Source organism: Bernardetia sp., assembly GCF_020630935.1.
Taxonomy (GTDB): domain Bacteria; phylum Bacteroidota; class Bacteroidia; order Cytophagales; family Bernardetiaceae; genus Bernardetia.
The window spans coordinates 34,935-49,283 of record NZ_JAHDIG010000006.1; the positions used below are offsets into that span (position 1 = coordinate 34,935).

Genomic DNA, 14,349 nt, shown 5'->3' on the forward strand with positions numbered 1-14,349 from the left:
GCTAATCTAAGAGTCGTTTTCTCTAAAAAAGTGAAACAATACTCTCTCTATTACAGCTAGATTAATTTTAATTTAATTTTTAATAGCTGTAGAAAATAACCTTATACAAGACTTGAAAATACTATTTATTCAACTCTAAATTTCCTTTTAAACTATAAATTATTTTGAGATTTTTTTTAAGCTAAAAAAACTCATTTGCTAGTCTTCTTAACTCATCGAAAAAACATATTTATGATCTTGTAGGTAAAATTATTTTTAGTATTTTAGCTAACTACAAACATTACTTATTTTAGTTACTATTTTGAAGACACTTTATCTTACAAAAAAACTATTCTTCTATTTTGGGAAGTTATGTTTATCAGCTACTATAGCTGTCTTATTGTTATGTTCTTCAGAATTATCTCTAGCTCAATCTTTACCTTCTATTTTATTAGAAGATAAGAATCAAGAGTATATTATCACCAATAAACTGGGAGTATATGAAGAAGTTATAAGTGATACAATTAAGAAAGAGACTATAGAAATTATTCAAAGTAAAAATTTTAAAGTATTTGAAAAAGACATCCTTAGTATCAATAGTGGAAAACATATTTTATGGGTAAAGATTCCATTTCAAAATAACTCTGAATTAGAGAAGTGGTATTTAGAAATAGGAAATGGATTAGCTGATATTGATATTTTTATTCCACAAAACAAAGAAGAAAAGTCATCTATTGATTTTGAAAAGACCTCTATGGGTTTTTCATTGCCATTTGATAAGAGGTTTATTAAAACAAATGTATTTTTAATTCCAATTAAACTACCTAAAAATGAAGTAACAACTATCTATTTACGAATAGAAAGTGACTATTTTCAAGCACCTTTTCGTATAGCTCCTGTAGAATATTATTTGGAGCGTAACCATAAAATAGATTTAGCAGAAGGTATTTATTATGGTTTTGCAATTGTGATGGTGCTTTATAACTTATTTATTTTTTTTACACTCAAAGAAAAAAGTTATCTATACTATTTGAGTTATTTGTTATTTCTTGCACTAGCTATGGCTCAATTAAGAGGACATTTTTTTGAGTTTTTAGTATTTGACCTACCTATTATGAATCGCTATGTTCCTATGATTCATTCCTTATCGGGAATTTTTGCAAGCTTATTTCTCATTGACTTTTTAAATACAAAGAAAAATTCTCACTTTTTTCATACTACTTTACATATTGTAATAAGTATTTTTTCACTAGCTTTAATAGTAAGCCTATTAGGTTTTAAACCTATAGCATCATTAATTAATCAAATAATAGCAGGACTATCTACTATAAACGCTTTAGCTGCTGCTATTTTTATTTATTACATAGGTTACAAACCTGCCAAATATATTATTGTAGGATGGTCTTTTTATTTGATAGGAGTGCTTCTATTTGTGCTGGCAGGAGCTGAAATAATTCCTTATAACTCTTTTACCTCAAATGGAGTGTTATTTGGTTCTGCAATTGAAATGATACTACTTTCTGTGGCATTGGCAGCTAAAATTGATTTTTATAAAAAAGGAAAAGAAGAGCTACAAGGTAAAATGTTAGAGCTTATAGAAAATGAGAATAAAAGGTTAGAAAAGCGAGTAAATGAACGCACAGAAGAACTGAATGTTGTGAATGAGGAACTTTCCATAAACTTAGAACGCCTAAATGAGCAACACTTATTAATTGAGAAAAAAAATCAGGATATTACCTCTAGTATAACATATGCTAAGAGAATACAAGATGCAATGTTGCCTAGCTTAGAAGAAATTAGAAAATGTTTACCTAATTCTTTCATACTTTTTAAGCCAAAAGATATTGTATCAGGAGATTTTTATTATTTCAAACAAGTACATCAGAAAATCATTATTGGTGTGATTGATTGCACAGGGCATGGCGTACCAGGAGCTTTTATGTCTTTAATTGGAAATGACCTTTTAAATGAAATTGTAGAGCTAAAATCTGTAACTAAGGCATCTCATATCTTAGATAGACTTAATCAAGGTGTTGTTAAGGCACTTCGCCAAACAGATACACAAGTCAGAGATGGAATGGATGCAGCCATTTGTGTTTATGATATAGAAACTCAAATATTAGAATATGCTGGAGCTAAAAATCCGATGATATATGTACAGAATGGAGAACTAAAAGTGATAAAAGCAGACAGGCAATCTATTGGAGGTAGTCTCATTAAAAATGAATTTAATAAAAAACCTTTCACAACACATACGATTCATCTTAAAGACAATCAAGATACAATATTCTATCTATTTTCAGATGGTTTTCAAGACCAATTTGGAGGAGAAAATGATAAAAAATTTACAATAAAAAGATTTAGAAATACATTATTAGAAGCTTCAAAATTACCTCTAAATCAGCAAAAAGAATTTCTACATACTATACTCTTAGATTGGATGAATGAAGAAACTCAGCAAATTGATGATATTTTGGTCGTTGGCTTCAACTGTTTGAAAACAATAAAAAAATAAAATATTTGGTAACTTAGCTTATAGCTAAACTATTAATTACTATTAGGCTTTTGAAAAACATTTACTTTAAAAATAATACAAGTGCAATTTCAAATATCAGCAGTAAGTTTTTTACTGTTATTGTTTTTCTGATGGTTTTATTTTTTATAAATTTTGTATTTGCACAACCTGTTCCAAGTATTTTATTAGAAGATGTCAATAAAGAGTATGTTATCACAAATCAGCTTGGACTTTATGAGGAAGTAATCAAAGAAGAGTTACTTCAAGAAAATATACAAACTATCCAAAAGGCAAATTTTTCAGTAAGAGGAAAAGATATTGTTACTCTTAATAGTGGGAATCATGTAATGTGGGTTAAGATTCCAGTACAAAATAATACGGATAGGGTAAGGTGGTATTTAGAAATTGGTAATGGACTTGCTGATATTGAGGCATTTATATCAAAGAAAGAAAACCCTAATGAGTTTGAAAAATTAACATTTGGCTATTCTTTACCATTTTCAGAGCGTATTATACAAACAGATAGATTTTTAATACCTTTTGATGTTTCAAAAAATAATAAGAGTACAATATATTTACGAATAGAAAGTGACTATTTTCAAGCACCTTTTCGAATAGCTCCACTAGAATATTATTTTGAAAGAGACCATAAAGTAGATTTATCAGAAGGTATTTATTATGGTTTTGTAATTGTAATGGCTCTCTACAACCTATTTATTTTTTTTACTGTAAGAGAAAAAGGGTATTTATTTTATGTTTTCTACTTAATATCTCTTGGTTTAGCTATGGCACAACTGAGAGGACATTTATTTGAATTTATTTTCTTTGCAACTCCCACTCTCAACAGATATGTTCCTATTATACATTCTTTTGTTGGAATATTTGCTAGTTTGTTTCTGATAAACTTTTTGCATACCAAAAAGAACTCTCGTGTATTTCATATAATACTACACATCGTAATCATTATATTTTGTTTGAATTTAGTAATAGGATTATTAGGTTTTAAACCTATTGCATCTGCAATCAATCAAGTGGTGGCAGGACTTTCTTCTATCAATGCTTTAGTGGCTGCTATTTACATTTATTACAAAGGTTATAAGCCTGCAAAATTTATTATTTTAGCATGGTCATTTTATCTTTTAGGAGTAGTTGTATTTGTTCTTGCTGGGGCAGATATTATACCTTACAATACTTTTAACTCTAGTGCAATGCTTTGGGGATCTGCTATCGAAATGATTTTGCTCTCTGTAGCTTTAGCTGCAAAAATAGAATATTATAAAAAAGATAGAGAAGCTTTACAAGTTAAAATGTTGGAAGATTCTGAAAAACACAGAGAGTTTGTAGAAACACAAAATAAGCGATTAGAGCAACGAGTTAATGAACGCACAGAAGAACTAAATGTAGTAAATGAAGAGCTTTCCGTTAATCTTGAACGTCTACATGAACAAAACGTGATTATTGAGAAAAAAAATCATGACATAACAGCAAGTATCAATTATGCAAAGCGTATACAAAATGCAATGCTTCCTACTATTGAAGAGATAAAAAGTGTTTTGCCTAAATCTTTTATTTTCTTTGAACCAAGAGATATTGTAAGTGGGGATTTTTATTATTTTAAAGAAATACACAACAAAATCATTATTGGAGCAATAGATTGTACTGGACATGGTGTACCAGGAGCTTTTATGTCCTTGATTGGAAATGATTTACTAAATGAGATTGTTGAATCAAAATCTGTTACTCAAGCATCACATATTTTGGACAAATTAGATGAAGGAGTTACGAAAGTCTTAAGACAAACCAATACGCAAATTCGTGATGGAATGGATGCTGCTTTTTGCGTTTATGATACAAAAACAAAACAGATAGAATATGCAGGAGCGAGAAATCCTCTCATCTATATAAAAGATGAAGAACTTAAAGTAATTAGAGCTGATAGGCAGTCTGTTGGGGGAAATCTTGTTAAGAACCAAATTACGAAGAAGCTATTTACTAATCATGTTTTCAATTTTTTACCAAATACTACTTTTTATTTATTCTCAGATGGATTTCAAGACCAATTTGGAGGAAAAGATGATAGAAAGTTTACAGTTAAAAGGTTTAGAAATATGTTATTAGAGGCATCCAAACTACCTTTTTCAGAACAAGAACAGTTTTTAAATGACACATTAAAAAATTGGAAAGGATATAATAATAGGCAAATCGATGATATATTAGTGTTTGGATTTAATTTCTCTCAATAATCTTCAAAAACAAGCAAAGTATGTATTTTTTTTAGTAATTTAGTTTTCCATAAAGAGATCTTGAGTTATTATTTTTAATTATCTACTATTGAGAGGTTTTTATTCCAATTTTAGTTTAAATTTTATTCCTTTTATAAATAAAAACCATATTGTCATTGTGTTGGTGACAACTATTTTTTTATGCCTTCCTTATTCTATTCTAGCTCAATCTATTTCTTTTATTAGCTTAGATAAAAAACAAGATTACTCAATAGCTAATCGAATTGGAATTTATAGAGCCGACAAAGAAAAAAAAGAAACCATAGAAAGTATACAAGAAATTGATTTTGTAACTGAACCAAATAAGTTTATCAATATTAATGGAGCAACACAAAAAATTTGGCTCAAAATTCCTTTAAAAAATAAAACAAATTTAAAAGACTGGTACTTGGAAGTTGGAAGTGGAAGGGCAAACGTAGAAGTTTTTATTCCAAATTCAGATAATAGCTATAAAAAAATTGAACTTGGTTATGGTAAGCCATTTAGTGAAAGAATTTTACAGACAGACCGTTTTATTATCCCACTTGAAATAGATGAAAATGAAGAAATAATGCTTTTTGTCAGTATAGAAAGTAATTACTTTCAAGGACCGATTCATGTTGCCCCTTGGGAATATTACTTTGAAAGAGACCATAAAGTAGATCTAGCAGAAGGAATGTATTATGGTTTTATCTTGGTAATGTTGTTATATAATCTTTTCCTTTATTTTACATTAAGAGAAAAAGGCTACCTCTACTACATTATTTACTTACTTACCTTAGGCTTGGGAATCGCACAGATAAGAGGACATAGCTTTGAATTTTTGTGGGGAAATCAACCTTGGGTAAATGATTATGATCCTATTATTTATGCTGTCTCTAGTATTTTTGCAAATCTGTTTTTTATGGATTTTCTTCATACCAAACGACACGCTATAGTCTTTCATCGTATTTTACAAGCACTAATAGGAATTTTTGTTATTATTATTATTATCGTTCTTTTTGGTCATAAGGCTTTGGGGTCGTCAATTAACCAAGTACTTCTTGGGTTTTCCTGCCTTAATGGACTAGCTACTGCTCTCTACATTTATTACAAAGGCTACAAGCCAGCTAAGTATATTATAGTAGCTTGGACATCTTATTTAGCAGGGTTATTTATTTTCGTGTTAGCAGGAGCAGGAATTATAGTCTATAATGATTTTACTTCAAGTGGACTTTTACTTGGCTCTGCTATTGAAGTGGTAGTTTTGTCTGTTGCTTTAGCAGCCAAAATAGATTTTTATAAGAAAAAGCAAGCAGAATTGCAGGCTCAAATGCTCAAATCTTCTGAAGAACACCGTGAGTTTGTAGAAACTCAAAACAAGAGATTAGAAGAGCGAGTAGCCGAACGAACAGAAGAACTAAATGTAGTGAATGAAGAACTTTCTGTCAATTTAGAACGTCTCAACGAACAAAATATCACAATAGCCAAGAAAAATCAAGACATAACAGCTAGTATCAATTATGCTAAACGCATACAAGATGCCATGCTACCAACGCTTGAAGAAATCAAGACAGGTTTTCCTAATTCATTTGTGTTTTTTGAACCAAGAGATATTGTAAGTGGAGATTTTTATTTCTATAGACAAATCAACAATAAAATTATTATTGGAGCTATTGACTGTACTGGACACGGTGTTCCAGGAGCTTTTATGTCATTGATTGGAAATGACCTCTTAAATGAAATTGTAGAATCCAAATCAGTAACAAAAGTCTCTCATATTTTAGACAGGTTAGATAAAGGCATTACAAAAGTGCTTCGCCAAACCGATACACAAATCCGTGACGGAATGGATGTTGCTTTTTGTGTTTATGATACCCAAACAGGGGAAATAGAATATGCAGGAGCTAGAAATCCACTCATTTATATAGAAGGTGAGGAACTAAAAGTGATAAAGGCTGATAGACAATCCATTGGAGGCAGCCTTATAAAAAATCAGTTCCATAAACAAGAATTTACTACACACAACATCAAGTTAAAAGAAAATACTAACTATTCATTTTACCTCTTTACAGACGGATATCAAGACCAGTTTGGAGGTGGAAATGATAAAAAGTTTACTACCAAAAGACTTAGAAACACTTTGTTAGAAACATCAAAGCTACCTTTTTCAGAACAAGAAGACTTTTTAAGACAGACATTGAAAGACTGGATGGGCTACACTAACAAACAGATAGACGACATACTTATAGTCGGCTTTGAACCAAATAGAAAATAACACACACAATACAATGCTTTTAGACTTAACTGGAAAAATTGCTCTTGTAGCAGGAAGTACACAAGGAATTGGACTTGCAACAGCCAAACAATTTGCTCAAAGTGGCGCAACTCTAATCCTTCTAGCACGAAGTGAAGAAAAATTAAAAAACATTGTTTCAGAACTTCCCACGCCTCAAAATCAGAACCATAGCTATTTAGTAGCAGATTTTTCTTCTCCCAATACACTACAAGATGCCTTGAGTGAAGCTCAAAAAAATAAAGGTTTTGAAGGCGCACATATTTTGATAAACAATACTGGAGGACCTCCACCCAACAAAGCGCATGAAGCTTCTTTACAATCGTTTAGAGATGCTTTTGAGCAACATCTTATCTGCAATCAGATTTTAGTACAAGCACTTTTGCCTTTTATGAAAAAGGAGAAGTTTGGCAGAATAATAAATGTGATTTCTACCAGTGTCAAACAACCGATTGAGAACTTAGGGGTTTCTAATACTATTCGTGCTGCCGTAGCAAATTGGGCAAAAACTCTTTCTTTCGAACTAGCTCAACATGGGATTACTGTAAATAATGTATTACCTGGTATGACCTCAACAGCAAGACTAGATGCTATTATCAAGAATAAAGCAAAAAATGCTAATATTTCAGAAGATGAAGCTATTCATCAATTAAAATCGACTATTCCAGCCTACCGTTTCGCAGAACCAGAAGAGACTGCCAATGCAATTTTATTTTTAGCTTCGGAAAAAGCAAGTTACATAAATGGTATAAATCTTCCTGTTGATGGAGGTAGAACAAAAAATCTATAAATAAAAACTAACATATTGGATAAACAAAAAAGGCTGTTCCCATTTGGGAACAGCTTTTTGCTTCCTCTTTCTGCTTAATTGTCTAGTCTTTAATGTCTTTTGTTAACTACAAATTAAAATTGTTAGTTTTGCAACTGTGCTTAATAGCTATACTATCAAATATAATGTAATTACTATTTTTTAGCAAATTTTGTCTCAATTTTTTCAATAAAAATACCTTTTAAGTAGTTGAGTAGTACAATTTAGTTTATAAAACCTATTGTCAAGGTCTGTTTTTTTCTTCGAAAAGACCATTGACAAAGTTAAAATTCAACATTTTATAAAATTGCACTAGCTTTTGAAAATAACAAAATTATACCAGCTAACTACTTATTATGAATTTATAAATAAAGTTTAATTTTTTCACTTTAAAATACCAAACTATGGATATAGAATCGTTTAGAGAATTTTGTCTTTCTCTTCCTGCTGTAACAGAAGGGCTACCTTTTGGGGAAGATACTTTAGTTTTTAAAGTAGAAGGGAAAATGTTTGCTCTCATCAACCTCAATAAGCCTAATAGCTTTAATGTAAAGTGTAATCCTGAAAAGGCTATTGAGTTACGTGAAAAATATGATTGTGTGAAAGAGGGCTATCACATGAACAAGAAACATTGGAATACTATTTATTTTGGAGGCATATACACAGAATTTGAAACTTCCCTTACACAAAGACAATTAAAACACTGGATTCGCCATTCGTATGAGTTGGTGGTAAGTAAGTTACCCAAAAAGACAAGAGAGGTTATTCAAAGAGAACTAGAAAATATGCAGTCAGAAAATGACCAATAGAACAGAGAATCAGATAGCTTATCTTATCAAATTGTTACCAAAGTAAGAAATTAATACTAATTTATGTAAAATCGAAAATATTGACAACTATTTAATTAAGTGTCCGTATATACAAACAAGATTTCACAACAACTACTAAATATTAATGATTAAAAGGTTGATAGTTAAGCATTTATAATCATCAACCTTTTTGTGCTTTATCAAAATAAACCAGCTATTATCTACTCCTATGTTTAAATCTATCCAACCTATACTTACCATTCAAACCACTGATATTTCCTCTCTTGTAGGTGTAGTGTTTGAGTTTTTCGCCAACCCAAATACAAATAATCTTTCTATTGTAAAGAACAATACAGAAAAAGTGGTAGAGATGAATATATCTTTGGAAAAGTTAAAAAATTGGGCATGGCAACACGCAGATTTGGAGTACTCAAAAAAATATTTTCATCAAGCAAAGGAAGTAGAAAGAGTAGTAGAAACTACTTACAATTCATTAGCAGTTCTGATGAAAAGCAATATCTCAGAGCCAATACAAGAATTTCTCAACAAATTTGAACAGCTTCTAAAAAACTTACAATCTTATTGTTCTATTCTAGAAAATGATTTAAGAAATGAACAAATTCAAAAAGAACTCAAAACGCTGACAAGGCGTAGACTCAATATTGCCTAAAGAATCTAAAGAATAAGGAAAACAATTACCATTATAAGGAATGATATTTTTAACGTATCATTCCTTTTTTATTCTACTAAAGATTTTTGAAAAGATGAAAAAGCAACTGGTTTTTCAGAGAACAATTGTTTGGTCTTTTTCCAAACTATTCCAAAAAGTTCGGACTTTCTGTAATTATTGAGTTTTTCTTCGCTCTCCCAATGGCTATACGTCATAAAAATACACGGATTATGAGCGTCTTGCCATAGTTCCAAGTGATTACATCCATCAAAATGACGGATTTTTTGTTTATTTTCTTCAAAGTTTTCAATAAAATCTTCAATGTGTTTTTCTTCAAAGGTCATTCTGACCACACGTAATAGACTCATTATATTGCTTTTATAAATGGGTTGGGAATAGATAAAATACTTAATTTTAATTTATTTGTTAGATTTGTCTAACTTTTTATGTAGCTTACTCTTTAGAGTGAGATAATGTAATGCAAACTTTAGTTTGAAAAAGAATCTATACAAATTTAGCTTAATTTCTTAAATGAATGACTTTCAAATAATATTGGTCGGTGTTTTAGTGGCTATTAGCTGCGCTATTTTAGGGTGCTTTCTAATATTGCGTAAGATGGCAATGGTAGGCGATGCAATTTCTCATGCCGTTTTACCAGGAATTGTGATTGCTTTTTTGGTGGTGCAGCGTTTTGATTCTATTTTTATGCTCTTGGGTGCTGCTGTATTAGGTGTCTTTACGACTCTTTTGATAGAATTTTTACACCGACAGGGAAAACTACAAACAGATGCATCTATTGGAGTATCTTTTACATTTCTTTTTGCTGTGGGCGTAATTCTGATTTCTGTATTTGCCAGCAAGGTAGATATTGATGCCGACTGTGTTTTGTTTGGTGAAATTGCTTATGTTCCTTTAGACGTTTGGCGAATAGATTTAGGCGACGGAGCAATTTTAAATTTGGGAGCAACAGCAGCATGGTGGATTGGTTCTGTACTTCTGATTATCTTAGTTTTTGTTAGTCTATTTTATAAAGAAATGCTTCTTACCACTTTTGACTCTTCCTTTGCGTCTGCTATTGGCATAAATACATCGGTTTGGCATTACTCCCTTATGAGTTTGGTTTCACTGGCTACAGTAGCTGCTTTTGAGTCCGTAGGAGCAGTTTTAGTGCTTGCTTTTTTGGTTGTTCCTCCTGCTACGTCTTATCTACTGACTACTAATTTCAAGAAAATGCTTTTAATTTCTTGTTGTATTGGGACAATAACAGCTATTTTGGGCTATTATGTAGCTTCTTATCTCAATGCTTCTATTGCTGGAACAATGACAAGTGTGGCTGGAGTTATTTTCTTTATTGTCTTTGTATTGGTTAGGTTGAGAAAATAAATGAACCAAAATATATATAATTTCCGTTTTGAAGAAGAAAGAAATTAGAGCCAACTAGAAGTAAAGCAAGGATGTACACAGGTTTTTTCGAAGCACATATTACCCTAAAAAATACAAATCAAAATATAGAGGATTTTAAAGAGTTTTGTAATGAGAATAAAGCAAAGCCTATTTTTATAGAATTAGAACGTGGCGACGTGCAAAAACAACTCATGACAAGCTCCTTGCACAATGGAAATTTCAATGAGATAAAAAAAGAAGTTGAGCAGTTGGCTGCCAAAATGAAACAAAAAAACTATGAAGTTAGCCGAGTAAAAATAGAAGCTCATCCAGAAAATACAGGAATTCCGATGACAAAAAGTGATATTCTGAAAAGCCAATTAGAGAACTACTTTGAAGCACATTACAAAATAATACTTCCTGTTTTTTCTCAAGCAAAAGAAAATCTCCTTTCTCTTGTAGAAAAACACGCAGCACACCTTTCAAAAAATGCTTTTAAGAAACGAAAAAATCATTCTGAAGAACGATTTGTTACCAAACGAATGTATAATGTAGGTAAAACAGAAGCCTATCAATCATTTGAAGAATTGCATAAAACTTTGAAAGAAAATAACTATCAAATCGATAAGAAAATAGTAGAATATTGTGTCTTTGATAGCAATGTTTCAGTAGATAACAACTGGCTCACATTAGAAGAACCTTGTTATGCATGTGAAGCAGAGTGTAAAATGAACTTTAATTTCCCTCAACGACACCTTTAGGTTCGTTGACAGTTAAAATAAAACTGAATGCAGAACAATAAATTATATATCTTAGAACTACTTTTAGAAACTACTTTCAATATTCAGTCAGCAGAGAGTTTTGTCGTCTTTAGAGGAAGTTTACTTACCAAAAGTTGGATTCAACCAAAATATTTTCGTTCAGTAAGTGATTTAGATTTTCTTGCTATTTCTGATTATGATAAAGATGCTTATACTGGTTTTGTAAAGACAGTTTTAAAAAAAACACAAGAATTGTATCAAGAAATAAAAATTGATTTAGGGTCTTTGAAAGTAGAAGATACTTGGACAGAGACAGAAAATCCTTCTTTTCGCTTTTATTTTGATGTAAAGTTAAACTATGAACTTTTTGAAGCTATCCAAATAGATATTGCTTTTGGTGATACATTAGTGCTGCCTTCGCATTGGACAAAATATGAATGTTTTTCATCAGAGAAAAATATAGATGTTTTTGCTGTACAAACAGAACAGGCTCTTGCTTGGAAAGTACACGGACTTTTTGAGTTTTACGACAAGGGAGGAAGGTGGCAAGTAAAAGATTTGTATGATGTGTTTTGCATCTTAAAAACTAGAAAAATTGATAAAATAAAGTTTGAAAAGTGTATTCCCATTGCTTTCCAAGACAAAAAAACGCCTATTGCATTATCGTATCAGAAAATGAAAAATGGAACATTTGGGAAAAGTAAGGGAAGCCAAAAGAAGTGGAAAAAGTTTTTATTAGAAAAATTGAATTACCAAAACATACCTCAAGAACTAGAATTAGATAACGTGATAAGTAGGGTAAAAATATTTTTAGACCCAGTTTTAACCAACAATTGAATTTTTATGAATCATTGACATAAGTTTGTACAAACATTTGCTCACAAAACACGCTTTTACTAACTATGAAAATAATTTATATCTATGATGCCCTTTGTGGCTGGTGCTATGGCTTTGCACCTACAATGCGAACGTTTTTTGATAAACACAAAAGCGAATTTGAAAGTATTGAAGTTGTCTCTGGTGGAATGATAACTGGAAATCGTATTGGTGCGATTGGAGAAGTTGCTCCCTACATCAAAACAGCTTACAAAGATGTAGAGAACCGAACAGGCGTAACTTTTGGAGAAAAATTTTTAAAAGATATTTTAGAAGAAGGTAGTTCTATCTTTACTTCTATTCCTCCATCTATTGCTCTTTCTGTTTTTAAGAAGGAAGTAGAAAAAAATACGGCTTTAGCAGGAGAGAAAAATGAAAAAACACTACATTTTGCAGAAGATTTGCAAAGTCTTATTTATTTTGATGGTATAGAGCCAAAAGACTATTCAAAATATGGAGAGTTAGCAGAAAAATATGGTTTGGATAAGTCTGATTTCGTGAAAAAAATGAATAGTCCAGAATACGAAAAATTAGCTCAGCAAGATTTTCAGCTCTCACAAGATTTTGGGGTTAATGGTTTTCCTACCGTAATTATTCAAAAAGAAGAAGAATACTATTTATTTGCTAGAGGTTTTGTAGATTTAGAGACTTTAGAAAAACGATTTGAATCTATGAAAACTTCTGTTTAGCCTTATCAGAATAAAGCTGTCAAATTTTCAATTATCCATTATCCATTTACAAATTATCCATTAACTATAAATGATTCCTGCTTACATTGTTGCTATCGGCGACGAACTCCTCTACGGACAAACCCTCAACACCAATGCTTATCACCTCTCCAAAATGCTGACTGATGTGGGTTTTAAAGTTATCAAACATCTTTCTATTGCTGATGAAAGGCAAGTAATTTTAGATACATTAGATGAAATGGCAAAGGTTGCTAAGGTGGTTTTGATTACTGGAGGACTAGGACCAACAAAAGATGACATTACAAAGAAAACTTTTGCTGAATATTTTGGAGTGGGAATGCGAAGAGATGAAAATGTTTTGAAGCACATAGACGACCTTTTCTCTAGCCGAGGCAGAATGATGACAGAGATGAACAAATCGCAAGCAGATGTTCCAACAAATTGTAAAATTATGCACAATGCCTATGGAACAGCCCCTGGAATGTGGTTTGAAAAAGAGGGTTGTATTTTCGTATCTATGCCTGGTGTTCCTCATGAGACATTGAGTATGACAGAAAAAGAGGTAATTCCACGCCTTTTAGAGTATTTCAAGCCTCCTTTTATTGTTCATAAGAAAATAGAAACGATTGGCGTTCCAGAGTCCATTTTAGCGCAAACAATTGAAGAATGGGAAAATGCTTTACCTTCTCACATCCGTTTAGCATATCTTCCACATTTGGGAAAAGTAACACTACGATTAACCAGTGAAGGCGACGACAAAGAAAAAATTGAAACTGAATTAGACGAGCAAGTAAAGAAGGTAATTCCTCTTATTGAAAAGTATGTTTATGGTTATGATGGCGAACTGATAGAAGAAATAATAGGTAATTTACTCAAAGAAAAGAATTTTAGACTCTCTATTGCAGAAAGTTGTACAGGTGGATATGCTGCTCGCACATTCACACAACATGATGGTTCGTCAGCGTTTTTTGAAGGTGGCGTAATTGCTTATTCCAATGATGTCAAGATGAAAGTATTGGGTGTAAAACTAGATACCATCATCAAACATGGAGCTGTAAGCGAACAAACAGCCTTAGAAATGGCAGAAGGAGTAAGAAAAACTCTAGGCACAAACATAGGAATTTCGACCACAGGAGTTGCAGGGACAGGAGGTGGAACGCCAGAAAAACCAGTAGGAACAGTTTGGATAGCTTATTCAGATGAAAACGAAACAGTAGCCAAAAAGTATCAACTCACTAAAAATAGAAATTTGAACATTCAACTTACCACAAATGCTGTTCTGAATCTTTTGAGAAAGAAATTAAAAGGGATAGAATAAAAAAT

General features: G+C 31.4%; 12 protein-coding genes. 11 read left to right on the plus strand and 1 reads right to left on the minus strand.

The genetic code is table 11. The features are described from left to right. Window positions 1-379: 379 nt before the first annotated feature. The 6 genes from QZ659_RS03075 to QZ659_RS03100 all read left to right on the plus strand — a co-directional run bounded on the left by QZ659_RS03075 (window position 380) and on the right by QZ659_RS03100 (window position 9,317). Window positions 380-2,494, plus strand: coding sequence for a 7TM diverse intracellular signaling domain-containing protein (locus QZ659_RS03075; protein WP_291721673.1), 2,115 nt, complete (start codon window positions 380-382; stop codon window positions 2,492-2,494). Between the two features lie 50 nt (window positions 2,495-2,544). Continuing rightward, window positions 2,545-4,737, plus strand: a complete 2,193-nt coding sequence (locus QZ659_RS03080; RefSeq protein WP_291721675.1) for a 7TM diverse intracellular signaling domain-containing protein — start codon at window positions 2,545-2,547, stop codon at window positions 4,735-4,737. A 163-nt stretch (window positions 4,738-4,900) separates the two neighbouring features. Continuing rightward, window positions 4,901-7,012, plus strand: coding sequence for a 7TM diverse intracellular signaling domain-containing protein (locus QZ659_RS03085; protein ID WP_291721677.1), 2,112 nt, complete (start codon window positions 4,901-4,903; stop codon window positions 7,010-7,012). Between the two features lie 13 nt (window positions 7,013-7,025). After that, window positions 7,026-7,820 (plus strand): SDR family oxidoreductase, encoded by a 795-nt coding sequence (locus QZ659_RS03090; RefSeq protein ID WP_291721858.1) that lies wholly within the window; start codon window positions 7,026-7,028, stop codon window positions 7,818-7,820. 422 nt (window positions 7,821-8,242) lie between these two features. Then, entirely contained in the window at window positions 8,243-8,647 is a 405-nt protein-coding gene (locus QZ659_RS03095; protein ID WP_291721679.1) for an MmcQ/YjbR family DNA-binding protein, read from the plus strand. A 229-nt stretch (window positions 8,648-8,876) separates the two neighbouring features. Next, a complete protein-coding gene (locus tag QZ659_RS03100; RefSeq protein WP_291721681.1) occupies window positions 8,877-9,317 on the plus strand; it encodes a hypothetical protein in 441 nt (146 codons plus the stop codon). A 68-nt stretch (window positions 9,318-9,385) separates the two neighbouring features. On the opposite strand, the gene QZ659_RS03105 is transcribed toward QZ659_RS03100, so the two are convergent. Continuing rightward, on the minus strand, window positions 9,386-9,685 hold the full coding sequence (locus tag QZ659_RS03105) for a putative quinol monooxygenase (protein WP_291721684.1): 300 nt from the start codon (window positions 9,683-9,685) through the stop codon (window positions 9,386-9,388). A 163-nt stretch (window positions 9,686-9,848) separates the two neighbouring features. On the opposite strand from QZ659_RS03105, the gene QZ659_RS03110 reads away from it, so the two are divergent. The 5 genes from QZ659_RS03110 (at window position 9,849) to QZ659_RS03130 (ending at window position 14,344) form a co-directional block, all read left to right on the plus strand. After that, entirely contained in the window at window positions 9,849-10,700 is an 852-nt protein-coding gene (locus QZ659_RS03110; protein ID WP_291721685.1) for a metal ABC transporter permease, read from the plus strand. 71 nt (window positions 10,701-10,771) lie between these two features. Then, on the plus strand, window positions 10,772-11,461 hold the full coding sequence (locus QZ659_RS03115; protein ID WP_291721687.1) for a hypothetical protein: 690 nt from the start codon (window positions 10,772-10,774) through the stop codon (window positions 11,459-11,461). 27 nt (window positions 11,462-11,488) lie between these two features. Continuing rightward, window positions 11,489-12,298, plus strand: a complete 810-nt coding sequence (locus QZ659_RS03120; RefSeq protein ID WP_291721689.1) for a nucleotidyl transferase AbiEii/AbiGii toxin family protein — start codon at window positions 11,489-11,491, stop codon at window positions 12,296-12,298. Window positions 12,299-12,363: 65 nt separating this feature from the next. After that, window positions 12,364-13,026: a DsbA family protein gene (locus tag QZ659_RS03125; RefSeq protein WP_291721692.1), complete on the plus strand. Its 663-nt coding sequence runs from the start codon at window positions 12,364-12,366 to the stop codon at window positions 13,024-13,026. A gap of 70 nt (window positions 13,027-13,096) precedes the next feature. After that, window positions 13,097-14,344, plus strand: coding sequence for a competence/damage-inducible protein A (locus QZ659_RS03130; RefSeq protein WP_291721695.1), 1,248 nt, complete (start codon window positions 13,097-13,099; stop codon window positions 14,342-14,344). Window positions 14,345-14,349 lie beyond the last annotated feature (5 nt).

Bases quoted from the DNA above. Each gene is read 5' to 3' on its own strand.
- QZ659_RS03130 (WP_291721695.1), top strand. From the start codon at position 13,097: ATGATTCCTGCTTACATTGTTGCTATCGGCGACGAACTCCTCTACGGA.
- QZ659_RS03125 (WP_291721692.1), top strand. From the start codon at position 12,364: ATGAAAATAATTTATATCTATGATGCCCTTTGTGGCTGGTGCTATGGC.
- QZ659_RS03110 (WP_291721685.1), top strand. From the start codon at position 9,849: ATGAATGACTTTCAAATAATATTGGTCGGTGTTTTAGTGGCTATTAGC.
- QZ659_RS03095 (WP_291721679.1), top strand. From the start codon at position 8,243: ATGGATATAGAATCGTTTAGAGAATTTTGTCTTTCTCTTCCTGCTGTA.
- QZ659_RS03100 (WP_291721681.1), top strand. From the start codon at position 8,877: ATGTTTAAATCTATCCAACCTATACTTACCATTCAAACCACTGATATT.
- QZ659_RS03115 (WP_291721687.1), top strand. From the start codon at position 10,772: ATGTACACAGGTTTTTTCGAAGCACATATTACCCTAAAAAATACAAAT.
- QZ659_RS03090 (WP_291721858.1), top strand. From the start codon at position 7,026: ATGCTTTTAGACTTAACTGGAAAAATTGCTCTTGTAGCAGGAAGTACA.
- QZ659_RS03120 (WP_291721689.1), top strand. From the start codon at position 11,489: ATGCAGAACAATAAATTATATATCTTAGAACTACTTTTAGAAACTACT.
- QZ659_RS03105 (WP_291721684.1), bottom strand. From the start codon at position 9,685: ATGAGTCTATTACGTGTGGTCAGAATGACCTTTGAAGAAAAACACATT.